Source organism: Terrabacter terrigena, assembly GCF_042676085.1.
Classification (GTDB): domain Bacteria; phylum Actinomycetota; class Actinomycetes; order Actinomycetales; family Dermatophilaceae; genus Terrabacter; species Terrabacter terrigena.
The window spans coordinates 56,102-78,167 of record NZ_JBHTKH010000018.1 but is presented as its reverse complement, the minus strand read 5'-3'; the positions used below and the strand labels follow the sequence as shown (position 1 = coordinate 78,167).

Annotated in this window: 21 protein-coding genes and 1 tRNA gene; 7 read left to right on the top strand and 15 right to left on the bottom strand. The window is 71.1% G+C overall.

From position 1 onward, the window contains the following. The first annotated feature begins 530 nt into the window (after window positions 1–530). Window positions 531–1,007: a lactococcin 972 family bacteriocin gene (locus ACFQ2V_RS19090; protein WP_386054527.1), complete on the top strand. Its 477-nt coding sequence runs from the start codon at window positions 531–533 to the stop codon at window positions 1,005–1,007. Beyond that, entirely contained in the window at window positions 1,004–1,576 is a 573-nt protein-coding gene (locus tag ACFQ2V_RS19085; protein ID WP_386054526.1) for a hypothetical protein, read from the top strand. Before ACFQ2V_RS19090 ends, ACFQ2V_RS19085 begins: the two co-directional genes overlap by 4 nt. A gap of 210 nt (window positions 1,577–1,786) precedes the next feature. On the opposite strand, the gene ACFQ2V_RS19080 is transcribed toward ACFQ2V_RS19085, so the two are convergent. The 3 genes from ACFQ2V_RS19080 to cysK all read right to left on the bottom strand — a co-directional run bounded on the left by ACFQ2V_RS19080 (window position 1,787) and on the right by cysK (window position 3,727). Next, window positions 1,787–1,877, bottom strand: a tRNA-Ser gene (locus ACFQ2V_RS19080). A 140-nt stretch (window positions 1,878–2,017) separates the two neighbouring features. After that, entirely contained in the window at window positions 2,018–2,740 is a 723-nt protein-coding gene (gene cysE, locus ACFQ2V_RS19075; protein ID WP_386054525.1) for a serine O-acetyltransferase, read from the bottom strand. A gap of 57 nt (window positions 2,741–2,797) precedes the next feature. Beyond that, the gene (cysK, locus tag ACFQ2V_RS19070) at window positions 2,798–3,727 is read right to left on the bottom strand and encodes a cysteine synthase A (protein WP_386054524.1); all 930 of its coding nucleotides are present in this window, start codon (window positions 3,725–3,727) and stop codon (window positions 2,798–2,800) included. 241 nt (window positions 3,728–3,968) lie between these two features. On the opposite strand from cysK, the gene ACFQ2V_RS19065 reads away from it, so the two are divergent. Then, entirely contained in the window at window positions 3,969–6,356 is a 2,388-nt protein-coding gene (locus tag ACFQ2V_RS19065) for a (Fe-S)-binding protein (RefSeq protein ID WP_386054523.1), read from the top strand. Window positions 6,357–6,444: 88 nt separating this feature from the next. Here the strand turns inward: ACFQ2V_RS19065 and ACFQ2V_RS19060 are convergent, their stop codons facing one another. Continuing rightward, window positions 6,445–7,479: a M4 family metallopeptidase gene (locus ACFQ2V_RS19060; RefSeq protein WP_386054522.1), complete on the bottom strand. Its 1,035-nt coding sequence runs from the start codon at window positions 7,477–7,479 to the stop codon at window positions 6,445–6,447. 68 nt (window positions 7,480–7,547) lie between these two features. On the opposite strand from ACFQ2V_RS19060, the gene ACFQ2V_RS19055 reads away from it, so the two are divergent. Beyond that, window positions 7,548–8,282 (top strand): transporter substrate-binding domain-containing protein, encoded by a 735-nt coding sequence (locus ACFQ2V_RS19055; protein WP_386054521.1) that lies wholly within the window; start codon window positions 7,548–7,550, stop codon window positions 8,280–8,282. 94 nt (window positions 8,283–8,376) lie between these two features. Here ACFQ2V_RS19055 and ACFQ2V_RS19050 read toward each other — a convergent pair whose 3' ends face one another. The 3 genes from ACFQ2V_RS19050 to ACFQ2V_RS19040 all read right to left on the bottom strand — a co-directional run bounded on the left by ACFQ2V_RS19050 (window position 8,377) and on the right by ACFQ2V_RS19040 (window position 11,769). Then, window positions 8,377–8,784 (bottom strand): DUF779 domain-containing protein, encoded by a 408-nt coding sequence (locus ACFQ2V_RS19050; protein WP_386054520.1) that lies wholly within the window; start codon window positions 8,782–8,784, stop codon window positions 8,377–8,379. A gap of 55 nt (window positions 8,785–8,839) precedes the next feature. Then, the gene (gene exaC / locus ACFQ2V_RS19045; protein ID WP_386054519.1) at window positions 8,840–10,363 is read right to left on the bottom strand and encodes an acetaldehyde dehydrogenase ExaC; all 1,524 of its coding nucleotides are present in this window, start codon (window positions 10,361–10,363) and stop codon (window positions 8,840–8,842) included. A 158-nt stretch (window positions 10,364–10,521) separates the two neighbouring features. Beyond that, window positions 10,522–11,769 carry a GAF domain-containing protein gene (locus tag ACFQ2V_RS19040; RefSeq protein WP_386054518.1) on the bottom strand — a complete coding sequence of 416 codons (1,248 nt, stop codon included), beginning with the start codon at window positions 11,767–11,769 and terminating at the stop codon, window positions 10,522–10,524. Window positions 11,770–11,945: 176 nt separating this feature from the next. Here ACFQ2V_RS19040 and ACFQ2V_RS19035 point away from each other — a divergent pair, with 176 nt between their 5' ends. After that, window positions 11,946–12,671 carry a hypothetical protein gene (locus tag ACFQ2V_RS19035; RefSeq protein WP_386054517.1) on the top strand — a complete coding sequence of 242 codons (726 nt, stop codon included), beginning with the start codon at window positions 11,946–11,948 and terminating at the stop codon, window positions 12,669–12,671. Between the two features lie 137 nt (window positions 12,672–12,808). Here the strand turns inward: ACFQ2V_RS19035 and rpmG are convergent, their stop codons facing one another. The 6 genes from rpmG to ACFQ2V_RS19005 all read right to left on the bottom strand — a co-directional run bounded on the left by rpmG (window position 12,809) and on the right by ACFQ2V_RS19005 (window position 17,412). Beyond that, on the bottom strand, window positions 12,809–12,976 hold the full coding sequence (gene rpmG, locus ACFQ2V_RS19030; RefSeq protein WP_386054516.1) for a 50S ribosomal protein L33: 168 nt from the start codon (window positions 12,974–12,976) through the stop codon (window positions 12,809–12,811). Between the two features lie 145 nt (window positions 12,977–13,121). Further along, window positions 13,122–14,051, bottom strand: a complete 930-nt coding sequence (locus ACFQ2V_RS19025; protein ID WP_386054515.1) for an ABC transporter substrate-binding protein — start codon at window positions 14,049–14,051, stop codon at window positions 13,122–13,124. Between the two features lie 34 nt (window positions 14,052–14,085). Further along, a complete protein-coding gene (locus ACFQ2V_RS19020) occupies window positions 14,086–14,835 on the bottom strand; it encodes an ABC transporter permease (RefSeq protein ID WP_386054514.1) in 750 nt (249 codons plus the stop codon). Further along, window positions 14,835–15,476, bottom strand: coding sequence for an ABC transporter permease (locus tag ACFQ2V_RS19015; RefSeq protein ID WP_386054513.1), 642 nt, complete (start codon window positions 15,474–15,476; stop codon window positions 14,835–14,837). The genes ACFQ2V_RS19020 and ACFQ2V_RS19015 overlap by 1 nt, the downstream gene beginning before the upstream one ends. Beyond that, window positions 15,476–16,660, bottom strand: coding sequence for an ABC transporter ATP-binding protein (locus ACFQ2V_RS19010; protein WP_386054512.1), 1,185 nt, complete (start codon window positions 16,658–16,660; stop codon window positions 15,476–15,478). Before ACFQ2V_RS19010 ends, ACFQ2V_RS19015 begins: the two co-directional genes overlap by 1 nt. After that, the gene (locus ACFQ2V_RS19005) at window positions 16,657–17,412 is read right to left on the bottom strand and encodes an IclR family transcriptional regulator (RefSeq protein WP_386054511.1); all 756 of its coding nucleotides are present in this window, start codon (window positions 17,410–17,412) and stop codon (window positions 16,657–16,659) included. The genes ACFQ2V_RS19010 and ACFQ2V_RS19005 overlap by 4 nt, the downstream gene beginning before the upstream one ends. Window positions 17,413–17,561: 149 nt before the next feature. Here ACFQ2V_RS19005 and ACFQ2V_RS19000 point away from each other — a divergent pair, with 149 nt between their 5' ends. Continuing rightward, complete coding sequence (locus ACFQ2V_RS19000; protein WP_386054510.1) at window positions 17,562–19,010, top strand: aromatic amino acid ammonia-lyase; 1,449 nt, start codon at window positions 17,562–17,564, stop codon at window positions 19,008–19,010. Between the two features lie 75 nt (window positions 19,011–19,085). Here the strand turns inward: ACFQ2V_RS19000 and ACFQ2V_RS18995 are convergent, their stop codons facing one another. Together ACFQ2V_RS18995 and dcd are read right to left on the bottom strand one after the other, a co-directional pair. Beyond that, window positions 19,086–19,826, bottom strand: coding sequence for an alpha/beta hydrolase (locus tag ACFQ2V_RS18995; protein WP_386054509.1), 741 nt, complete (start codon window positions 19,824–19,826; stop codon window positions 19,086–19,088). Continuing rightward, complete coding sequence (dcd, locus tag ACFQ2V_RS18990) at window positions 19,823–20,401, bottom strand: dCTP deaminase (RefSeq protein WP_386054508.1); 579 nt, start codon at window positions 20,399–20,401, stop codon at window positions 19,823–19,825. Before dcd ends, ACFQ2V_RS18995 begins: the two co-directional genes overlap by 4 nt. An 80-nt stretch (window positions 20,402–20,481) precedes the next feature. Here dcd and ACFQ2V_RS18985 point away from each other — a divergent pair, with 80 nt between their 5' ends. Next, complete coding sequence (locus ACFQ2V_RS18985; RefSeq protein WP_386054507.1) at window positions 20,482–22,029, top strand: AAA family ATPase; 1,548 nt, start codon at window positions 20,482–20,484, stop codon at window positions 22,027–22,029. Window positions 22,030–22,066 lie beyond the last annotated feature (37 nt).

Genomic DNA, 22,066 nt, shown 5'->3' with positions numbered 1-22,066 from the left:
AGAATCACGCCGATGGCTCCCTCACGTCCGGAGCCACTCCGCTACCTCGAAACCCCACCACTCCCAGGGACTCTCACGACCACGCTCCCGGCCGGGTCGCGGATGGTCTGCCGGTCCTGATCGTCCCGCAATGACGGTCGACCACCGAGCCCCCCGACGACGCGTCGGGTGGGGCTTTGTCATCCAAGGAAACTGAATACAGAGATGTCGTACATCGTGTCGTTCTTCGCGGCCATGAACCGTCCGTCCAAGAACCTGCCGGTCGGTCAGTACAACTCCAGCACGACGTTCGAGGAGCGCCTCGGACTCCTCTGAACACCACGTGCGCATCGCTCGCACCGGCCCAGGCCGTCGCGAGCACGTGAGAACGAAGGTCTCCGGGTCACCCGGGGGCCTTTTCTCGTCCCGGGGCACCGAACCTGCCGTCTCCGGTGGCGGGCCGGGGCCGTGAACGCTTTGATCGGCACAACGGGCACGATCGCCCGGGGACGGCCGCCTTCAACCGGGCAGACGAACGACAGGGGAGCACCATGCGCACTCGTCTCGGCACCTCACGCACCCTCACGGCGGGCCTCCTGCTCGCCGCCGCACTGGCGCCGGCTGCCGCCGGCCCGGCCAGCGCGGCCGACTCGAGCTCCGCGGCGCCGCAGTCGTCGGGGGCCGGCACCGTCGTCGACGGCGAGGGCCGCACCGTCGGGGGCTGGGTCGAGCTCGACTCGTCCTCCGGCCCGGGCCTCGCATCGTCGTCGACGACCGACGAGGCGGCCGCCTCGTCGGGCCGCCAGGACGTCGGTGGCGGGGTGTGGACCTACGGCTCGTACGACGAGAACGGCCAGAAGCACTGCTGGTCGAAGTACTACAACAGCTCGTACTACCACTCGGCCACCGCGGTCATGACCACCAGCAAGAAGGTGTACGCGTGGCAGTTCTACTACGCCGACGCGCACATCTCCGAGTCCATCCAGATCGGTGCTCTGTGCAAGGTGTACTGGGCGATCTACCCGTGAGCCGCCGGACCTTCGTCCGGTCTCTGGCCGCATCCGTTGCGCTGGGTGCTGGGTCGGTCCTGCTGGGCGCGCTCGCCTCGGGATACGGGCCACTATCGGTGCGTCCCGACCCGGGACTCGTCTGGCTCCGCTACGTCAGCGGCTGGCTCGGGGCACCCTGGGCGTGGGGGCTGCTGGGCCTGGCCCTGGGCTGGGTGGCCGGACGGGCCCTGTCGGCGGCACTCTCCGCGACCGCGGGACTGCTCGTCGCCGTCCTCTCCTACTACGTGGCCAAGGCGGCAGTGGGGATCACGCCGTGGCTCGACTGGAACGCGACCGGCATGTGGTGCGGGGCTGCGCTCGTCACCGGCCCGGTTCTGGGGCTTCTCGGGCACCTGGCCCGTCGACGGTCGTGGACGGCCGTGCCCGCGGCACTCGTCGCCCCGGCGCTGATGGTCAGCGACGTCGGGCGTGCCTCAGCCGGGCCGACCCGTCCCGGTGCAGACCTTGCCGTCCTCGTGGCAGCGGCCGTCCTGGCCGTCGCTCTGGTGGCGCGAGTCCTGCAGGCCAGACGCCGGCAGTCGATCTAGTCGGGGGTGGAACCGGCTGCGCCGGGTGGAATGGCGGAGGGCGTGGGAATCCGTCGCTCGTTCCTCACTCCTCCCCGAATCGCCGGCCCCACCATGGGAGACCGGCTGCGCCGGGTGGAATGGCGGAGGGCGTGGGACTCCGTCGCTCGTTCCTCACTCCTCCCCGAATCGCCGGCCCCCACCATGGGAGACCGGCTGCGCCGGGTGGAATGGCGGAGGGCGTGGGATTCGAACCCACGATGGGCTATGAACCCATAGCGGTTTTCAAGACCGCCGCACTAGGCCACTATGCGAGCCCTCCAGTGTCCGCGGAAGTCTAGCCGCGGCCGGGCCAGGCCATCGAATCGATCTCGACGGTCGCAGACGGCCGAAGGCCCCGGCCGGGTTGCGGTCGGGGCCCTCTTCAGGGAGCGTCTTCAGGGTTTCGCGGGCGAACCGCGCTCAGATGTACATCGCCGGGTCGAGCCACTGGTTCGCGGAGTCACGCTTCGCGAACCGGATGACCGCCGGCACGCCCGTCGCCACCGAACCCATGGGCACGTCCTTGACCACGACGGAGTTGGCGCCGATCTGCGCGTCGTCACCGACGAGCACCGGCCCGAGCACGCGGGCGCCGGCACCGATGGTCACACGGTTGCCGACGGTCGGGTGGCGCTTGACGTGCTCCATGGACCGGCCGCCCAGGGTGACGCCGTGGTAGAGCATGACGTCGTCGCCGACCTCGGCGGTCTCGCCGATGACGACCCCCATGCCGTGGTCGATGAAGAACCGACGACCGAGCCGCGCCGCAGGGTGGATCTCCACGCCGGTGACCGAACGCGTGACCGTCGCCAGCACGCGGGCCGGGAGGCGACCACCGGGAAGCTTCCACAGCTCGTGGATGCCGCGGTGCGCCCAGATCGCGTGGAGCCCGGGCGACGTCAGGGCGACCTCGAGGCGCGAGTTCGCGGCAGGGTCGCGGGCGATCGCCCCGTCGACGTCCTCGACGAAGCGGTCGGCGAGCTTGCGCACGAGACCGAGCGGGCCGGCATACGTCGGCTGGTCGGCCTTGGACGGGACCCCGCGTGCCGCGGCGCGGGCGCGGGTGCCGCCCTCACCGCGCACGAGCGTCAGCGGCGGCTCGGCCGGCCTGGCCTTGCGGTCGATCTGGGGTGCGGTGCTCATGCACGTCTCCTCACTGGCAGCGGTGCTGCGACGTCGGTCGACGTCGCGCGGCCGACGTCAGTCGACGAGGCCCTCGAAGAGGACGGTGGACAGGTAGCGCTCGCCGAAGGACGGGATGATCACGACGATCGTCTTGCCCTTGTTCTCAGGGCGCTGGGCGACCTGGACGGCGGCGGCGATGGCGGCGCCCGAGCTGATGCCGACGAGCAGGCCCTCCTCGGTGGCGGCGCGCCGCGCCCACTTCACGGCGGTGTCGGCGTTGACGTCGATGACCTCGTCGTAGATGGAGGTGTCGAGGATCTCGGGGACGAAGTTGGCGCCGATGCCCTGGATCTTGTGAGGTCCGGGCTGGCCGCCGTTGAGGATCGCCGACTCCTCCGGCTCGACGGCGATGATCTTGACGTCCGGCTTGCGCGACTTCAGCACCTGGCCGACACCGGTGATCGTGCCGCCCGTGCCGATGCCGGCGACGACGATGTCGACCTCGCCGTCGGTGTCCTTCCAGATCTCCTCGGCCGTCGTCTTGCGGTGGATCTCCGGGTTGGCCTCGTTGGCGAACTGGCGAGCCAGCACGCCGCCGCGCTCGGCGGCGATCTCGTCGGCCCTGGCGACGGCTCCCTTCATGCCGGTCGAGGGGTCGGTGAGCACGAGCTCGGCCCCGAACGCGCGGAGCAGGGCGCGCCGCTCCTTGCTCATCGACTCGGGCATCGTCAGCACGACCTTGTAGCCGCGGGCTGCTCCGACCATGGCGAGGGCGATGCCGGTGTTGCCGGAGGTCGCCTCGACGATGGTGCCGCCGGCCTCGAGCTGGCCGCTGGCCTCGGCCGCGTCGATGATCGAGACGCCGATGCGGTCCTTGACCGAGCTCGCCGGGTTGTAGAACTCCAGCTTCGCGGCGACCGTCGCCTCGGCTCCGTCGGTGACCTTGTTGAGGCGCACGAGCGGCGTGTTCCCGATGAGCTTGGTGACGTCGTCGTAGATCGGCATGTGCAGGGCCCTTTCGGCTGGGTGCGGCGTGGCTGGGGCGGACACTCGGTCGGCCCGGTTGTCGGCGACAACCGAGTCCTCGTTATGCATATTCCAACACAGGGTTATCGGTTGCCAAGTGAGCGACCATGATCCGGGCGCCCCCAGCGCTCCCCTGGGCGTCAGGAAGGGGACGAGGGTCACGCCGCGACGGCCGTCACATTCACTAAGCGCTTGCTAACTCGTCAGTAGACTCGCCGGCATGAACGCCCTCCAGATCGTCGCCGTCGTCGTCTGTCTCGGCGTGAGCGCCGTGGCAGTGGCCCTGCTCGTCAAGACGGTGAATCACTTCCTTGCGACGTTCCGGCTCGGTCAGCCCGAGGACCGCGGTGACGACAAGGGCGCGCGCACCCGCACGCTGCTGCGCGAGTTCCTCGGCCACACCCGCATGTCGCGCCTGCCTGTGGTCGCGGTGGCCCACTGGTTCACGATGGTCAGCTTCGGCGTCCTGTTCTTCACGCTGCTGAACGCGTTCGGCCAGCTGTTCGAGCCCGACTTCGCGCTCCCGCTGATCGGGCACTTCCCGCCGTACGAGTGGGTCACGGAGTTCTTCGCGTGGACCGGCCTGGTCGGGATCCTCGTGCTGATGGCGATCCGCCAGAAGAACCACCCGCGCTCGGCCGCGGGCGAGGACGGCCGCCGCAGCCGGTTCTTCGGCTCCACCTGGTGGCAGGCCTACTACGTGGAGCTCACGATCCTGGGCGTGACGCTGTGCATCCTGACGCTGCGCGGCCTCGAGTACGCCTTGTCCCGGCAGGGCGGTTCGACCGGCACCACCGCGGGCTCAACGGCGGTGAGCGAGGCCAGCGCGCTGCACTACCCGATGACGGGCTGGCTCGGCGGGCTGTTCTCCGGCATGAGCGTCGATGCCCTGGAGAACACCATCGTGGTCGTGGCCGCGGTCAAGATCCTCATCTCGTTCGCTTGGATGATCACCATCGCGCTGACCCCGACGATGGGCGTCGCCTGGCACCGCTTCCTCGCCTTCTTCAACATCTTCTTCAAGCGGCACGCCGATGGTCGCACCAGCCTTGGCGAGCTGCAGCCGATCCGCATCAAGGGCGAGGTGCTCGACTTCGAGAACGTCGACGAGCTCGACGAGGACGCCCCGCTCGGCGTCGGCAAGGTCGAGGACTTCACCTGGAAGGGCCTGCTCGACTTCACCACGTGCACCGAGTGCGGCCGCTGCCAGAGCCAGTGCCCGGCGTGGAACACCGACAAGCCCCTCAGCCCGAAGCTGCTCGTCATGACGCTGCGCGACCACGCGTACGCGAAGTCGCCGTGGCTGCTCGCCTCCGAGGAGGTCCGCGCCGCCGGCATCGAGGCGGGTTCCGACGGGAACGGTGACTTCTCCGACGCCACGAAGGGTGCGGTCGCCACGGAGCAGCTCGTCGGCGAGACCGGCTACGACATCCGCCACCCGCTGACGGCCTACAACCCGCACGGGCCCGACGCCGTCATCGACGAGGACGTGCTGTGGTCGTGCACGACGTGCGGCGCCTGCGTCGAGCAGTGCCCCGTCGACATCGAGCACGTCGACGCGATCGTCGACATGCGCCGCTACAAGAACCTCATCGAGTCGGCCTTCCCGGCCGAGCTCAACGGCCTCTTCAAGAACCTCGAGAAGAACTCCAACCCGTGGGGCCTCGCGCCGCGCCTGCGGATGGACTGGGCCAAGGACCTCCCCTTCGAGGTCAAGCAGGTCGGCGTCGACGTCGAGAGCCTGGACGAGGTCGACTACCTCTTCTGGGTCGGCTGCGCCGGCGCCTACGAGGACCGCGCCAAGAAGACGACCCGCGCGGTGGCCGAGCTGCTCGACACCGCCGGCGTCAGCTTCGCCGTGCTCGGCGACGGCGAGGCCTGCACCGGCGACCCGGCCCGGCGCGCGGGCAACGAGTTCCTCTTCCAGATGCTCGCCCAGCAGAACGTCGAGACCCTCAACGAGGTCGGCGCGACCAAGGTCGTCGTCACCTGCGCGCACTGCTTCAACACCATCAAGAACGAGTACCCCCAGCTCGGTGGGCAGTACGAGGTGCTGCACCACACGCAGCTGCTCAACCGCCTCGTACGCGAGAAGCGGCTCACCCCGGTCGCCCGCCCCGGCGAGGCCGCGTCGGCCGGCACCCTTACCGGCGCCGCCTCCACCGGCGCGAAGGTCACCTACCACGACCCCTGCTACCTCGGCCGCCACAACCAGGTGTACGCCCCGCCGCGCGAGCTGCTCCAGATCCTGCCCGGCGTCGAGTACGCCGAGATGGAGCGGTCGAAGGAGCGGTCCTTCTGCTGCGGCGCCGGCGGTGCCCGCATGTGGATGGAGGAGAAGCTCGGCACGCGGATCAACACCAACCGCACCGAGGAGGCCCTCGCGACCGGCGCCGACCGGATCGCCGTCGGCTGCCCCTTCTGCAAGGTGATGCTCACGGACGGCCTCAACGCCGCGGTCCAGGACGGCAAGAAGGCCGAGGGCGAGGTGGAGGTCGTCGACGTCGCCCAGATGCTCCTCGCCGCGGTCCGCCGCGGCAACGAGGGCGGCGAGACCGTCGAGGCTTCCGAGCCCCAGCCCGACCCGGAGCCCGCGCCGACCGCCTGACCGACGCGACGGCATACGGCAGCGGTAGCGAAGGAAGAGGCCCCTCCCGGCTCGGGGAGGGGCCTCTTCGTTCGGGTGGTCGGTGACGTCAGAGGATGCCGCGGGCCTGGAACGCGCGCGTGACGGCGTTGGCGGCCGCCGCGCCGTAGAGCCGCCGGGCGGCGGCGACGGTGGCGGTCGCCGCGTCGCGGAACGAGGTGTCGGGCGCGAAGGCGAACTGCGCCTCGACGATGAGCGTGCTGGCCCTCGTGTCGCCGAGCGCGGTGCGGATGTCCCAGAGTGCGCGCGACCAGATCTCGCCGTCGGCGTGCACCTCGCCGCGCACGTCCTGCGGGTAGTGCTTCGCGCCGTCGAGACGGCGCAGGCAGTGGGGGACGGTGCTGGTGTAGGAGACGGAGTCCCAGTCGGCCACGCACGCCTCGGGCGTCTTCGTCGGCACCCCGGCTGCCCAGCTCGTCACGACGACGGCGAGGTAGTCGCCGAACGCCTCGCCGATGGCGCCGGACTCGAGGTTGGTGCCGAAGCCCGGCACCTGCCCGTCCTGCACGGAGTGGCCGTACTCGTGGACGATGACCTCGGCGTCCTCGCCGTCGTCGACGCCGCCCTTGCCGAGCGTGATGTTGGCCTTGTCCTCGTTGAAGAAGGAGTTGTCGCCGCCGAACTGGCCGACGCGCACCTCGATCTGCCGCTGGTTGACCGGCCGCAAGGTCGACCCGAAGCCGAGGTGCTGGAGGTAGGCCTGGGCGGTCGTCACCCAGTGGTAGCCCATGACCTGCTCGAACTGGTCGGCGTCGCGGTGGAACGCCGGGAAGGCGCCCCCGACGCTGACTGCGGGTTGGCCCGTGGAGCTCTTGACGCGGGCGTAGGCACCGGTGAGCGTGCCCGACCCGTCGAGGTCGGTGAGCGTCACCCGGCGGTATGCCGGGGCGAGCGCTGCGTAGTCGGCGTCCTTCCGGTCGGTGAGCGACTCGTCGCCGAGGGTCTGGACGGGGTTGGGCAGGAACACGGTGGCGGTGGCCGTGTGGTCGAAGGGCACTGGAGCACCCTGGGCCGGCAGGGTGACGCCGGCAATGGCGAGCGACGCGACGACGGCGACGCCCCACGTGTGGGTTCTGCGTGACATGGAGGACACTCTGGCGCGGACGTGGACATCGCGCCAGACCCCCCGTGCCCCTCGCCTACCCTGCGACGGTGACCACCAGCGCCCCGCCGCCCCCGCACCACGTCGTCGACGACCTCGCGCCCACAGGCGTCCTCCGGGCCTCGATCAACCTCGGCAACGCGGTGCTCGCCCAGGGCACGCTCGAGGAGCCGCGCGGCGTGACCGTCGACATCGCGCACGTCATCGGCGAGCGCCTCGGCGTCCCGGTCGAGCTCGTCACCTTCGACGGGGCGCGCAAGTCGTTCGAGGCGATGGCGACCGGCGCGGCCGACATCTGCTTCCTGGCCATCGACCCGGTCCGTGAGGCCGAGGTCGCCTTCACCGAGCCGTACGTCCTCATCGAGGGCGCCTACGTCGTGCCCGTCGACTCCGCCCTGCACACGGTGGCCGACGTCGACGCCGACGGGGTGCGCGTCGCGGTCAAGGCCGGCTCGGCCTACGACCTGCACCTCACCCGCGCCCTGCAGCACGCGACCCTCGTTCGCAGCGGCGAGGGGGTCGGCTCGCTCGTCTCCGAGCCCCTCGAGGCCGGCGCGGGCATCCGCGAGGCCGTCACCGCCTTCGCCGAGTCGAACGAGGGCTTCCGCGCCGTCGACGAGCCGTTCATGCAGATCAGGCAGGCCGTCGGCACGACGCGTACGCGTTCGGCCGAGTCCGTCGCCTTCCTCCGCGGCCTCGTCGAGGAGCTCAAGGCCAGCGGGTTCGTCGCCGACGCGCTCGAGCGCGCGGGACAGCGGCGCGAAGCCGCAGCACCGCCCGCCTGAGCCGGACGGCATACGCCCTCGGCCTGACGCGAGTGGAGGTCCGCACCCGGGGCAAGGGATGCAGACCTCCGGTCCTCACGAGTTCGCTCGTGCCTCAGCCGGTTCGGGCTACCTTCGGACCTTCGAGGCCCAGCGCGGCACTCTCCGCGTCGGAGAAGAGCCGCGAGCGGATGAGGAACCGCACGCCTTCCGGGGCCTCGACGGAGAACCCGCTGCCGCGCCCCTTCACGACGTCGAGGGTCAGGTGGGTGTGCTTCCAGTACTCGTACTGCGAGACCGACATCCAGAAGGGAACCGGCTCGGCGAGCCCGTCGACGACGAGATCGCCGAGGTGCACGTCGGCCTCGCTCGTGAGGAAGTCACCAGCCGGGAAGCACATGGGAGAGCTGCCGTCGCAGCAGCCACCCGACTGGTGGAACATCAGCGGACCGTGGGTCCCGGTGAGACGGCGGAGCAGGTCCGCCGCCTCACCGGTGAGGTCGACCCGGCTGGGGGAAGCCATGGGCTCACCGGGTCCGACCGCCTGCGGGGGCTCGTGTGACACGGGCACGTCCCGGTCAGAAGAAGCCGAGCGCGTCGGGCGAGTAGGAGACGAGGAGGTTCTTCGTCTGCTGGTAGTGGTCGAGCATCATCTTGTGGTTCTCGCGACCGATGCCCGACTGCTTGTAGCCGCCGAAGGAAGCGTGCGCCGGGTACTGGTGGTAGCAGTTGGTCCACACACGACCGGCCTTGATGCCACGGCCCATCCGGTACGCCCGTGAGCCGTTGCGCGTCCACACGCCGGCGCCGAGGCCGTAGAGCGTGTCGTTGCTGATCGCGAGCGCGTCGGCCTCGTCGTCGAAGCCCGTGAGGGAGACGACGGGCCCGAAGATCTCCTCCTGGAAGATGCGCATCGAGTTGTCACCCTCGAAGACGGTGGGTGCGACGTAGTAGCCCTCGGCGAGGTCGCCGTCGAGCACGTTGCGCTCACCACCGGTGAGTACCTTCGCGCCCTCCTGACGGCCGATGTCGAGGTAGGAGAGGATCTTCTCGAGCTGGTCGTTGCTCGCCTGGGCGCCCATCGTGGTCTCGGTGTCGAGCGGGTTGCCCTGCCTGATCTTCTCGACGCGGGCCACGGCGTCGGGCACGAAGTCGGAGTAGATGGACCGCTGCACGAGTGCGCGTGAAGGGCACGTGCAGACCTCGCCCTGGTTGAGCGCGAACATGGTGAAACCCTCGAGGGCCTTGTCGTAGAAGGCATCCCGGTCCTGAGCCACGTCGTCGAAGAAGACGTTCGGGCTCTTGCCGCCGAGCTCGAGCGTGACCGGGATGATGTTCTGGCTCGCGTACTGCATGATGAGCCGGCCCGTCGTCGTCTCGCCGGTGAAGGCGATCTTGGCGATGCGGGGGCTGCTCGCGAGCGGCTTGCCGGCTTCCACGCCGAAGCCGTTGACGACGTTGAGGACGCCAGGCGGCAGCAGGTCGCCGATGAGCTCGACGACCTTGAGGATCGACCACGGCGTCTGCTCGGCGGGCTTGAGCACCACGGCGTTGCCGGCGGCCAGCGCCGGGGCGAGCTTCCACACGGCCATGAGGATGGGGAAGTTCCACGGGATGATCTGGCCGACGACGCCGAGCGGCTCGTGGAAGTGGTAGGCGACAGTGTCCTCGTCGATCTCGGAGCTCGAACCCTCCTGTCCCCGAAGGACGCCCGCGAAGTAGCGGAAGTGGTCGACGGCGAGCGGCAGGTCGGCGGCGAGGGTCTCGCGGACTGCCTTGCCGTTCTCCCACGTCTCGGCGACGGCGAGTGCCTCGAGGTTCCCCTCGATGCGGTCGGCGATCCGGTTGAGGACGAGGGAGCGCTCGCCGAGGCTCGTGCGACCCCAGGCGGGAGCGGCAGCGTGGGCCGCATCGAGGGCGGCCTCGATGTCCTCCTCGGTGCCGCGCGCGACCTCGCAGAACGGCTTGCCGTTGACGGGCGAGACGTTCTCGAACCAGAGGCCCTTCTTCGGGTCGACCCAGTTGCCGCCGATGAAGTGGCCGTAGCGGTCGAGCACGGTGACGAGCGAGTCGGGCGCTCCGGGGGGTGCGTAGACGGTCATGGTGGTTCTCCCAACGTCCTTGGTGGTGGTCCCCTCCCACGGGGTTGGCAGGACGTTAGGCAGGGCAACGTTGCAACCACGTTGCGTCGCGTGTGCCGGGTGGCCCATCAGGCGGCATACGCGAGAAGGGCCACGTGGGTGGCCGACGGCTGTCGGGGTCAGTCCGGCCCGAGCTCACGGTCGAGGCGGTGGATCTGGTTCTGCACGAGCGGCATGAGCGGCGAGCCGGGCCCGAGCACCCGGGCCTGCGCCTGCCACATCTCGTAGTCGTCGGCGCCGGAGGCCGAACGGGTCCAGGCCGACATGAGGTCGGCCCGCCCGCTGTCGAGCACGGCGCGACGCAGGTCGCCCTCGATGCTCTCACGCAGCCGCACGACCCCCGGCGCGACCGATCGCGGCAGCAGCGGGCCCCGGTAGGCACGCATCGCACTGGCGACGTCGCCGGCGGCGAGATGGGCCTCCACGCCGAGCCAGTCGCCGGAGAGCTCGGCGACGAGGCGGTAGGGGCGGGAGGCGAGCAGCTCCTCGCCGAGGAGGCTGCGCAGGCGTCCCAGCTCGACACGCAGGGTCGAGGCGCTGGTGTCCTCCTCGTAGAGCAGCACGGCGAGCTCGTCACCGGACAGGCCGCGGGGCGCCGAGGCGAGCAGGAGCAGGATCTCGCTGTGGCGTGGGCTGAGGCGCGCGGTCTGCCGCCGGCCCCGCCCGTCGTCGACGGTGAGCAACGCGTCGTTGCGACCCAGCGACTCCATCAGCACCGACAGGGCGCCGGTCGAGCTGTCGGGAGGCGCCGCCCGCCCGCTGACGAGCAGCTCGCGGGCCAGCTCGGACTCGGCCATCCGCGCCGCGGCACGCACCATCGCCATCGTCTGCGGCACGACGATCTGGTCGCCGCCTGTGATGTCGAGGACCCCCAGGATGCTCTGGTCGGAGGGGTCGTGGATCGTCGTCGCCGCGCAGCTCCAGTGCTGCACCGAGCGACGGAAGTGCTCGGCACCGATGACGTTGACCGAGCGGTCGAGGCGCAGGGCCATGCCCGGGGCGTTCGTGCCGGCGAGCCGCTCGTCCCAGTTGCTGCCCTCGACGAAGCCGATCGACTCGGCGCGGCGCAGGACGCTCGGCGTACCGCACACCCAGAGCAGCTGGCCCGCAGCATCCGACACGGCCATGACGGCGTCGCAGTCGCGCGCTGCCTGGCCGAGCACGTCGTCGAGGAGCGGGAAGACGCTGGCGAGCGGGTGTGCCGACCGGTGGTCGCGGAGGGCGTCGCCGGGCAGCGTGATGGGCGCGTCCACGGTGTCGACCTGCACACCCGCCGCGGCGGACCTCAACCACGAGTCGGCGACGTGCGCACGCACGCCGGCGTTCGCCGGGTCGGGTCGTGCAGGGCCCTGCTCGTCCACGGGCATGCGCCGATTGTGCACGTGGTTCGCACCGGTTCGACAGGTTCGAGTCGAAAGCCACAGCCGCACCAGATCGGCACGGCGAGCCGTGGGTAGGACGAAAGGGTGGTCAAGCGCGTCCTTTAGGCGCACCATGAAAGGACCCGCCCGCAGGGTCCCGAGGGAAAGTCCGAGGAGCGACGATGTCACGACGAGCCCCCTTCGTCCCAGACGGTGTGCCGGTGCTGTCCCGAGGCCGGCACCGCAATGCGCGCAAGGGCGCCTGCTTCATGGAGATGGCCTCGTTCCTCGCCGGCGAGCGATGGAGCGACCATCCCGTGTGCACCCACCCCGTGCTCTCCACGTTGGCGCGCTGCGTCAACGACATGCTCGACGAGACGCACCGGCAACGCCTCGTGACGATGATCCCCGAGGTCGTGGGCCTCAACCCTGATGACCCGCGTGTGCCCGCCGCGCTCGTGCTCACGGCCGCCCGTTCGGCGCTTCCCGTCTCGGCCGAGGAGCGTCAGAACGTCATGGCCCTGGCGATCCTCAACGCCGAGGGCGTTCTCGCCGAGCAGGACGGACGCACACCCGGAGAGCTCTCGAAGGCCTCTCGGGCCGCCCTCGCCACGGCCCCGGCAGCCGAGCGCTGGGCGAGGATCCACTTGGCCCGGCTCGGGTTCAACTCCGCGGCCGTGCGACCGGCGAACGCCGCGAAGATCGTCGCCCTGGCCGTCGACGGCATCGCCCGCGCGTGCATCGACGAACCGGAGGACCGGCTGGTCCGGCTGCTCCGCGAGGCCATCGACGTCGTGGCCACGTTTGCACCGCTCACCCCGACACCCGTCACGGTCACCTGGACCGGGCCGGCGCCGGCTCCGTCAGAGGTGCCCGCGGAAGCCCCGAGTCACCCACTGGTGCGTTAGCCCCTCCTCAGCGAGACGTCGAAAGAGCGGTTCGTCACCAGCAGGTGACGAACCGCTCTTTCGATCGTGGCTGTCAGGCGACGTGGACCGACCTGCCCGGTGCCGGACTGCCGGCTCGGTCGAGCGCGACGCCCGGGTCAGCGTGTCTCGCGAAAGTCGACGTGCTCGCGGGCGATCGGGTCGAACTTGCGCAGCACCAGCCGGTCGGGCTGGGTGCGGCGGTTCTTCGTCGTGACGTAGCTGAAGCCCGTGCCGGCCGTCGACCGCAGGGTGACGACGGGGCGAAGGTCGGTGCGCTTGGCCAAGGGGGCTGCTCCTCTGCTCTCGGGGACGGACACTCATCCGTCGCTGTTGAGAACGATTCTCGCCCCGCCGTCATTCCCGCAAGCCGAGGCAGCCCGCCCCGGACCGGGACGGGCTGCTCCTTCGACGTCAGGCCGGGGTGGCGGGTCAGCCCAGGCCGGCCTGCTTGAGGAACTCCGAGGCCACGTCCTGGGCGTCCTTCTTGTCGATGACGACCTGCTTGACGAGGCCGGCCAGCGTCGCGGTGTCGAGCTTGGCCGACACCGCGTTGAGAGCCGAGGAGACGGTGTCGTTGACCTTGGCCTTCGTGATGAGCGGCACGACGTTCTGCGCCGCGAAGAGCGACTTGGGGTCCTCGAGCGCGACGAACCCGTTGGCCGGGATGTTCGCATCGGTCGTGAAGAGGTTGCCGGCCTGGACCTGGCCGTTCTTCAGGGCCTGGACCGTGAGCGGGCCGCCGGCGTCGAGCGGCTTGAACTCCTTGAAGGTCAGCCCGTACACCTTCTTGAGGCCGGGCACGCCGGTCTCGCGCGTCTTCCACTCGGGCGGACCTCCGAGCACGAGGTCCTTGGCCACCGGCCCGAGGTCGGAGATGGTCTTGAGGTTGTACTTCGTCGCGGTGTCCTTGGTGACCACGACGGCGTCCTTGTCCTCGGCCGCCGACTTGTCGAGCACCTGGAGGCTCGGCGGCAGAGAGGCCTTGAGCTCGTCGTAGACACCCTGCGAGTCGGTGGCCTTGGCGGACTTGTTGAAGTACTGCGAGAGGTTGCCGGTGTACTCCGGGAGCAGGTCGATCGAGCCGTCCTTGAGGGCGGGGATGTAGGTCTCGCGGCTGCCGATGTTCGGCTTCGTCTCGACCGTGACCCCCTTCGCCTTGAGTGCTCCGGCGTAGATGTCCATGAGCAGCTCGGACTCCGGGAAGTTCGCCGAGCCGACGACGATGGTGCCGCTCGGGGCCTTCGAACCCGCGCCGGTCGGCTGGTCGAGGGGGCTGCCTCCGCTGCTCGACCCGCAAGCCGCGAGGCCGGCCAGAGCCAGGGCGGAGACCGCCGTGAGAATGGTCTTGCTGTGCGTCATGCTCTTCTCTTTCCTGTGGGCGCTGGGCCGTGGATCAGCTGACGGTGCCGACCGTCGTGGTCGTGCTGGTGCTCGTGGTGCTGCCTGCCGCGGCCCGGCCGAGGCGGGTGCGGAAGCGTCCGGTCACGCCGCGGGACACGGTCAGGCGCTGGACGACCGCGACGACGAGGTCGATGAGGAGTGCGAGGGCTGCGACGAGGACGGCTCCGGAGGCCATCTGAGGGTAGTCGCGGACCGCCAGACCGTCGATGAGGAAGCGGCCGAGACCGCCCAGACCGACCGTCGCCGCGATGGTGGCCGTGGCGACGACCTGGAGCAGTGCCGAGCGCAGACCCGAGAAGATCAGTGGGAGGGCACACGGCACCTCAACCCTGAACAGCACCTGCCAGCCGCGCATTCCCATCCCGCGCGCCGCGTCACGGGCCGCGGGGTCGACCTCGTCGATGCCGGCGTAGGTCCCCGCGAGGATCGGCGGGATGGCCAGGACGACCAGCACTACGAGGCTGGGCAGCAGGAAGGCGAGGTCACCGGTCAGGCTGGGGCCGAGCCACAGCACGATGAAGAACAGCAGGCCGAGGGTCGGGATGGCGCGGGCGAAGCCGGAGATGTTGACGACCGCGAACTTGCCGCGCCCGGTGTGACCGACCCACAGCCCGGCTGGGATCGCCACCACGGCGGCGACGAGGGTCGCGAGGAACACGTACTGGAGGTGCTCGAGGAGCCGCTGGAGGATGTCGTCGCGGTTGGCCGGGTCGGTGAGCCAGCCGATGATGTCGTTGATCATCAGGCGGCCCTCGCTCGGGTCCAGGGCGTCAGGAGCCGGGTGACGACGACGATGATGACGTCGAAGAGGAGGGCCAGCACGCCGCAGGCGAGGATGCCGGTGACGATCGGCGCGAAGAAGGCCCGGTTGAAGCCGTCGGTGAAGAGCGAGCCGAGCTGCTCGACGCCGATGATGGCCGCCACGCTGACGATGCTGACGTTGCTGACCGCGGCGACGCGCAGGCCCGCCGAGATGACCGGCACCGCGAGCGGCAGCTCGACCCCCAGGAGCCGGCGCACGGGCCGGTAGCCCATGGCGTTGGCGGCGAGGCGGACGTCCTCGGGGATCGCGCCGAGTCCGTCGGCGACGGTGCGCACGAGAAGGGCCACGGTGTACACGGTCATGGCGACGAGCACGTTGACGGGATCGAGGATCCTCGTGTGCAGGATGCCGGGGAGCAGGATGAACACCGCCAGCGACGGCAGGGTGTAGAGCAGCCCGGTGCCGATGATGAGCGGGGGGTAGGCCCAGGAGAAGCGTCGGGCCAGCCACCCGAACGGAAGCGCGACGAGCAGGCCGAGCACGAGCGGGAGGCCCGCCAGGTAGGCGTGGATGACGAGCAGCCGCCACACGTCGTCGAGGTGTGAGGTGAACCAGTCCATCAGCGGGCCTTCGGCTCCGTCACGACCAGCTCGCCGGGCTCGCCGGGCTCGCCGGACCCGTCGGGCTCGTTGCGCGCTGCGTCGGCGGCGGCCCGCTCACGAGCGGCGCTCGCCTCGATGGGGGCGATGAGGTCGCGGGCCCGTACGGTGCCGACGAAGACGCCGTCGGGCCCGACGATGACGCCACGCCCTGACGGCGCCGACAGCGCAGCGTCGAGGGCCTGCCGCAGGGGGCCGTCGGTGGAGGCCACGGTGCCGCCGCGGTGGAGGGCGTCGCGCGACACCGAACCGTCGACGCGGTCCGGCTCGACCCACCCGACCGGGTGGTCGTTGTCGTCGAGGACGAGGACCCACCGGTCGTCGCTGACCGCGCGCAGCTCCTCGACGGTGGCGCCGAGACGGACCGTGGGCTCCGCGCTGGTCGGGAACGACGCGGTGCGGAAGCCGAGCGTGCGGTACCCGCGGTCGCGCCCGACGAAGTCGGCGACGAAGTCGTCGACCGGCTGGGACAGCAGCTCCTCCGGAGCGGCCAGCTGGGCGAGCCTGCCACCGACGCGGAGCACCGCCACCTGGTCGCCGAGCTTGATCGCCTCGTCGATGTCGTGGGTGACGAAGACGATCGTCTTGCCGATCTCGCCCTGCAGCCGCAGGAACTCGTCCTGCAGCTGCTCGCGGACGATGGGGTCGACCGCGCTGAACGGCTCGTCCATGAGCATGACCGGCGGGTCGGCCGCGAGGGCACGGGCGACGCCGACACGCTGCTGCTGGCCGCCGGAGAGCTGTGACGGGTACCGCTTCGCGAACGACTGCGGCAGGCCGACGCGGTCCATCAGCTCGAGGGCGCGACTCGTGGCCTTGGCCCGGTCCCAGCCGAGCAGGAGCGGGACGGTGGCGATGTTGGCGAGGATGGTGCGGTGCGGGAAGAGCCCGGCGTGCTGGATGACGTAGCCGATCCCACGGCGCAGCTCGGCGGAGTCGATGCTCGAGGTGTCGCGGTCGTCGATGAGGATGCGGCCGCCGGTCGGCTCGATCATCCGGTTGATCATGCGCAGCGAGGTGGTCTTGCCACATCCGGACGGACCGACGAGCACCGTGATCTTGCCGGTGGGCGCGGTCAGGCTGAGCGCGTCGACGGCGACGGTGCCGTCGGGGTACTCCTTGGTCACGGACTCGAACCGGATCATCGGCTCGTCACCTCACTCGTGTGATGGGTCGGGAACAGGGTTCGCGCGATCGTTCGAGCCTCCGCGGCAACGGCTTCGCCGACGTCACGACTTCGTTCCGGGTCAAGACGATACGAGGGTCCGACGACATTGAGGGCCCCCGCGATGCCGCCCATCCATGCGATGGGGGCCGCGATGGCGGTGACGTCCTCCTCCACCTTCGAGCGCACCACCACATACCCACATTCCGGGGTGCGCCCCTGCAGGGCGGCGCCGATGGCCGTGCGGTCGACGGGGACGGTGCGCCCGACCCAGCCGGCGTGGCGGATGGAGAACGTCCCCTCCGCCATCGCGATGTAGACCGCCTCGTCGGCGCGTCCGGCGATGCCGAGGTAGGCCGACTCGCCGCACCGGACGCTGAGGCGCTCGAGGGCGGGCTCGGCCACCTTCACCATCTGGTTGCGCCCCAGCGCGACGGCCCCGAACCGGAAGGCCAGCGACCCGGGGTGGAAGTCTCCGCCCTCGTCGCGGCTGACGAAGTCGAGCCCCTCGAGGGTGCGCAGGAGGCGCAGGGCCGTCGTCGGGGACAGTCCCACCGCCTTCGCGCACTCCGAGAGGGTGGTCGGGGCGGACTCGCAGACGTGCGCGAGGAGGGCGAGCGCGCGCTCGACGGAACGGGTGGCCGCGGCGCCCGGCGCAGACGACGCCCGGTCAACGCTGGGCGAGGCATGGCCCGCTGCCCGGATGGCGGTGGAGCGCGCTGGTCGTGTCATGGGGACACCTCGTCGTGCGATCGAGGGAAAGCGTTACCGCATTTCATTGGGCGGCAAGCCTTTGCTGCACAGTGGCAGTCTGGCACACTGCCGTGGGAGAGCAACACCCCTGTTGCCGACGAATTTCACCCGTGATCCGAGGACCGCACATGACGATCACCCTGACGGGACAGCAGCTGACGGTCGCGGACATCGACGCCCTCGGCCGGGGCGCGGGCTTCGTCGTGGACGCCGCGGCGGTCGCCGGCGTCGACCGGGCGGCCCGGGCCGCGCGTGCCGTGGCCGCCGTGCGCCCCGTCTACGGCAGGACGTCGGGCGTCGGCGCCAACCGCGACCAGGTCAACGCCTCACCACGACCGGGGCACGCCCTGCTGCGCAGCCACAGCGCGGGCTGGGGTGAGCCGTTCCCCGCGCCGATGGTGCGCAGCGCCCTCGCGATCCGCGTCAACCAGCTCCTCGCCGGGGCGTCCGGCGCGAGCGAAGCCCTCCTGCACGCGCTCGTCGAGGCCGTCGGGGCCGACGACGGCCAGCTTCCCGTCGTGCATCGGCGCGGCGCCATCGGCACAGGCGACCTCACCGCGCTCGCGGAGGTCGGCCTGACCCTCCTCGGCGAACGGCCGCGCGGCGACGGGACCCTGGGCACCCCCGCACCCCTCGACGACGCCGACGCGCTGCCCCTCATGTCGAGCAGCGCCTTCACGCTCGCCGAGGCGGCCCACGGGTGCGCCGAGCTCGCCCGCCTCGCCGAGGTGGCCATGGCCGTCTGCGCGCTGTCCTTCGTCGCGCTCCGCGGCAACCCCGAGGCCTTCGGGCCGGCCGTCGCGGCGGTCACGCCGTTTCCGGGCGCGGTCACGGCAGCGGCCACGGTCACGCGGCTGGTGCAGGCCGACATGGTCGAGCCCGCGCACATCCAGGACTTCTTCGGGCTGCGCACCTTCCCCCAGGTGCACGGCCCGCTGCTCGACCAGATGGGCATCCTGCGCCGCGTCGTCGAGGCGCTCGTGAACACCGGCGGCGAGAACCCCGCTGTCCTGCAGGCCGATCCGCCCACCGTTGCGCACCACGGCGGCTTCCACCAGGCCTACCTCGCACTCGCGGTCGACGCCTCCCTGCTCGCCCTGGTCGGCTCGGCGCACACGATCGCCTCCCGCATCTCGCACCTGCTGACCGACGCCGCGAGCGGCCTGCCCCGCTTCCTCGCCGGCCCCAAACCGGGGTCCTCGGGGCTGCTCATCCTCGAGTACGGCGCCGCGTCGGCGATGGCCCTCATCCGCGAGGCCGCGTCGGCGGCGCGCTCGATCCAGTGGGTGTCGGTCTCCGCGGGCGTCGAGGACGGTGCCAGCCACGCGTCCGTGTCGACCGCGCGGCTCGGCGAGGCCGCCGACGCCTACCGGCAGCTCATCGCCCTCGAGCTCGTCGCGGCGGTCCGCGCGCTCGACCTCGGCGGGCGACGCGTGTCCGGGGAGCTGGCCGAGCTGGTGGCCCGGTGCAGGCACCTCGTCGCGGAGGTGGACGACCACGACCTCGCGCCGAGCGTGGCGGACGCCGTCGACGTCGTCGACCACTGGGTCTCCACGACCCCGCTCCCGTTCGACTGACAACCCGGCAACCGCGCCGCCGCGGCAGGGAGCGCCTGTCACCCTGCGTACCGCACGCGTCGGACGCGTCGGACCTCAGATGTCGAGGACCGCTCCGCCGGAGTGGACGACCTGCGCGACGACTGCCCCGACCGGCCCCGACCGTGGCTCGCCCGAGCCGCCGAGCTCTCGCGCGAACGTCGCCGCGACGGTCTCGGTGACGAGGGCTGTCCACAGGGGCGCGCGCACGAGCATGGCGTGATCGGAGCGCGCGACGCGCACCAGCGTCGCGTCGAGGCCCTCCGCCCGCATCTTCTCGATGCGCTCGCGCGAGCGGCTGAGGCCGCACACGATGTCGCGGTCGCCGTGGATGACGACGGTGCGCCGGCCAGCGCCGGGCCACGGGTCGTCGGGCTCGATCCAGGGCGCGAGCGCCACGACGAGCCGCACGTCGTCCTCGTCGCCGAGGTGCATCGCGACGCGTCCGCCCATCGAGTGCCCGACGAGCGCGATGGGCCGGCCCGGGTAGGTCTCGCGGACCTGTCGCAGGGCCCACCGCGCGTCGACGACGGGCATCAGCTGGTCGCCGTTCCAGCCGCGCACCCGGAACCGCAGACGTGCCACGGCGACCGGCCCCCGGATCCTGCGCAGGGCCCGCGCGAACGGCACGAGCCTGGCCACGTTGTGCGACCAGGGGTGGTTGGGCTCGAACCCCTCGATCGCGCCGCCGTGCATGACGAGGACCACCACACCGGCGTACGCGGGCTGCGCGTCCCACGAGAGGGACGCCAGCGGCATACGGGCGTCGGCGCGGGTCGGCTCGGACGTGGTGCTCACACCTGCGTGCGGTGGAAGTTCTTGAACGAACGGCTCGCGGTCGGGCCGCGCTGGCCCTGGTAGTGGGAGCCGTAGGTCGCTGAGCCGTAGGGGTTCTCGGACGGCGAGCTGAGACGGAAGAAGCAGAGCTGACCGATCTTCATGCCGGGGTAGAGCATGATCGGCAGGGTCGCCACGTTGGACAGCTCGAGTGTGACGTGACCGCTGAAGCCGGGGTCGACGAACCCGGCCGTGGCGTGGGTCAGCAGACCGAGCCGCCCCAGCGAGCTCTTGCCCTCGACCCGGGCCGCGAGGTCGTCGGGAAGGCTCACGGTCTCGAGCGTCGAGCCGAGGACGAACTCGCCCGGGTGCAGGACGAAGCCCTCCTCGCCCGGCCCGACCTCGACGAGGCGCGTGAGGTCGGGCTGCTCGGCCGCCGGGTCGATGTAGGGGTACTTGTGGTTGTCGAAGAGGCGGAAGAACTTGTCCAGCCGGACGTCGACGCTCGACGGTTGGACCATCTGCGGGTCCCACGGGTCGAGCACGACCCGCTCGGCGGCGATCTCGGCCCGGATGTCCTTGTCGGAGAGCAGCACGGGTCGAGGCTATAACGCGGCGTACGAATCGCTCTTCCACTCCTGCCCTGTGGGCCCCGCGCGCCGCCTATCGTCACGTCATGGACCCCTCGAACGCCGCCCCTGACGGCTCCCCCACTGCGTCGTCGATCGAGCCGCTCCTCGACGACCTGCACCGCGTCGTGCGGGCCGTGCTCGAGCGGGTCCCTGCCGATGGTGGCGACGGCCCGCGCCTCGTCGACGTCCTCGCCGCCCACCTCGGCGTGGAGCCGCGGGCGCTGGCGGTCGTCGCGCAGCCCGTGCCGCCGCACCGGATGGTCGATGCCGACCTCGCGCTCACCGAGATCTCGGAGGGCGACCCCGATCGCTCGGTCGTCGGGATCGCGGGCGACATGCGTCACCACATGTCGCTGGGAGACCTCGTCCAGGGACTCCACGGGTCGGGCCTGCCGGTCGGCCAGGTCGACTACGACCGCATGCCCACCGGGCCCGGCAAGGACGACCGCCGTCAGGTGGTCACCTCGGGCATCCGGCTCTTCCGGTTCGAGGGCACCCCCGTCGCCGTGCGGCAGCAGGGCGCCAACCGGCAGTTCGGTCGCGAGGTCGGCAGCCTCGAGGTGATCTGCGCCGCCCGCGACCTCTCGGAGGCGCTCATGGCTCGCGTGCAGCAGCTCATGGACGAGCGGAGCATCCTCCGCGGGCAGGTCGTCACGTTCGGGTCGGACCCCTACGGCCCGGGCATCTCCGGGGTGACGTTCGTGGCGCGCCCGACGGTCGACGCGGGCGCGGTCGTGCTGCCGCAGGGGCTGCTCGAACGGGTCGCGAACCACGTCATCGGGATGGGCGAGCAGCGCGAGCGGCTCCTGGCCCACGGCCAGCACCTCAAGCGGGGGGTGTTGCTCTACGGGCCACCCGGCACCGGCAAGACGCACACGGTGCGACACCTGCTCTCGGCGACACCCGGCACGACGGCGGTCCTGCTGAGCGGCGGCTCGCTGCAGTTCGTCCACGACGCCGCAAAGGTCGCCCGAGCGCACCAGCCGGCGATGGTCGTGCTCGAGGACTGCGACCTCGTCGCCGAGGACCGCTCCTTCTCCATGGGCGGCTCGCCCCTGCTCTTCGAGGTGCTCGACGCCCTCGACGGGCTCGACGCCGACGCCGACGTGGCGTTCGTCCTCACGACCAACCGGGTCGAGGACCTCGAGGTCGCACTGTCACAGCGGCCCGGACGCGTCGACCTCGCGGCCGAGATCCCGCTGCCCGACCTCGAGGGCCGGCTCGAGCTGCTCCGCCTCTACGGCGGTCACCTGTTCGGCCACGAGGCCATGTCGGCGGCCGCCGCCCGCACCGAGGGCACCACCGCGTCGTTCGCCAAGGAGCTCGTACGCCGCGCCGTGCTCGCAGCGGCGCTGGTCGACGAGCCGCCCGCCGACGACCACCTGGGCCTCGCCCTGGACGAGCTGCTGTCGGACGCGCAGCGCCTGACGCGCAGCCTGCTCGGGGTGGGGTCGGGCGAGCCGGCGGGCGGCCGGGATGACGGGCTGCCTGGCGGGCCGATCGTCGGGCCGGCCGGGTTCCCGCACCGGCCGGGCCGCTCCATCTCGATGTTCGGCTACTCCCCCGACGGCGGCGTCACCTACTCAGGCTGACGGCCCGAGCGCACGCGCCGGCATACAACGGGGGGCA

Excerpts from the sequence above, each read along its gene's own strand:
- exaC (WP_386054519.1), bottom strand. The coding sequence starts at position 10,363 with ATGACCGTCTACGCACCCCCCGGAGCGCCCGACTCGCTCGTCACCGTG.
- ACFQ2V_RS19050 (WP_386054520.1), bottom strand. The coding sequence starts at position 8,784 with ATGGCTTCCCCCAGCCGGGTCGACCTCACCGGTGAGGCGGCGGACCTG.
- ACFQ2V_RS19000 (WP_386054510.1), top strand. The coding sequence starts at position 17,562 with ATGACGATCACCCTGACGGGACAGCAGCTGACGGTCGCGGACATCGAC.
- ACFQ2V_RS19010 (WP_386054512.1), bottom strand. The coding sequence starts at position 16,660 with ATGATCCGGTTCGAGTCCGTGACCAAGGAGTACCCCGACGGCACCGTC.
- ACFQ2V_RS19015 (WP_386054513.1), bottom strand. The coding sequence starts at position 15,476 with ATGGACTGGTTCACCTCACACCTCGACGACGTGTGGCGGCTGCTCGTC.
- ACFQ2V_RS19040 (WP_386054518.1), bottom strand. The coding sequence starts at position 11,769 with ATGCCCGTGGACGAGCAGGGCCCTGCACGACCCGACCCGGCGAACGCC.
- ACFQ2V_RS19060 (WP_386054522.1), bottom strand. The coding sequence starts at position 7,479 with ATGTCACGCAGAACCCACACGTGGGGCGTCGCCGTCGTCGCGTCGCTC.
- cysK (WP_386054524.1), bottom strand. The coding sequence starts at position 3,727 with ATGCCGATCTACGACGACGTCACCAAGCTCATCGGGAACACGCCGCTC.
- ACFQ2V_RS19005 (WP_386054511.1), bottom strand. The coding sequence starts at position 17,412 with ATGACACGACCAGCGCGCTCCACCGCCATCCGGGCAGCGGGCCATGCC.
- ACFQ2V_RS19025 (WP_386054515.1), bottom strand. The coding sequence starts at position 14,051 with ATGACGCACAGCAAGACCATTCTCACGGCGGTCTCCGCCCTGGCTCTG.
- ACFQ2V_RS19090 (WP_386054527.1), top strand. The coding sequence starts at position 531 with ATGCGCACTCGTCTCGGCACCTCACGCACCCTCACGGCGGGCCTCCTG.
- ACFQ2V_RS19035 (WP_386054517.1), top strand. The coding sequence starts at position 11,946 with ATGTCACGACGAGCCCCCTTCGTCCCAGACGGTGTGCCGGTGCTGTCC.
- ACFQ2V_RS18985 (WP_386054507.1), top strand. The coding sequence starts at position 20,482 with ATGGACCCCTCGAACGCCGCCCCTGACGGCTCCCCCACTGCGTCGTCG.
- ACFQ2V_RS19020 (WP_386054514.1), bottom strand. The coding sequence starts at position 14,835 with ATGATCAACGACATCATCGGCTGGCTCACCGACCCGGCCAACCGCGAC.
- ACFQ2V_RS19065 (WP_386054523.1), top strand. The coding sequence starts at position 3,969 with ATGAACGCCCTCCAGATCGTCGCCGTCGTCGTCTGTCTCGGCGTGAGC.
- cysE (WP_386054525.1), bottom strand. The coding sequence starts at position 2,740 with ATGAGCACCGCACCCCAGATCGACCGCAAGGCCAGGCCGGCCGAGCCG.